Raw genomic sequence first — 618 nt, forward strand, 5'->3', positions numbered from 1 at the left:
GCTATTCCTTCATTCTACAGAAGCCATGACAATGAACCTGTACCTCTGTCCCACAATTAATCACTCTTGTTTAAACAACATTAATTATTTAATCATATTATTTACTAGTTCAACCAAAAAAGAGGAATAAATTTAGGCTTAAGACCAACTTGTTACGGAATTGCATTATGTGTAACTAGTAATCCCCTTCCCAGCCTGCCTTCAGACGGGACACAAGAACTTCTTTCAACCGTAACCATTACGGTGAAGAGTCCTGATGGTGTTGTTAGATTAATGCCTTCAATACGGTCGGGGACAGCTGAATCAGAAGAAAGGTGCCTGTTTCCCTATACTTAAAGACTGGGGAACAGGCACCAATTATTTTATAAGATTCGGAGAAAAATCCCATATAACAAAAGTAATTTCTTTCTATAATATATTATCTATCACACCCTATTCCATCTCCATCACGATCAAGATGTTTCGCGTACCCTGGTTCACCTTTATAAATTGGTGCAGCGCCAGCAGCACGAGCTTCACTACAGTTTTTATAATTTACAAAAACCTGCTTTTGTTCTTGGGCTAAACGATCAGCTTCTTCTTGTTTGAGCTTTTCTTCCACTAATCGAGCGGCTTCTT

1 protein-coding gene is annotated in these 618 nt (G+C 38.5%); it reads right to left on the reverse strand.

From position 1 onward, the window contains the following. Window positions 1-418: 418 nt before the first annotated feature. Window positions 419-618, reverse strand: a 200-nt coding sequence (locus tag V7149_RS24360) for an excalibur calcium-binding domain-containing protein (RefSeq protein WP_335348154.1), incomplete at its 5' end; no start/stop codon positions are given.

It is taken from the genome of Bacillus sp. JJ1503 (genome assembly GCF_036965125.1).
Taxonomy (GTDB): Bacteria; Bacillota; Bacilli; order Bacillales; family Cytobacillaceae; genus Cytobacillus.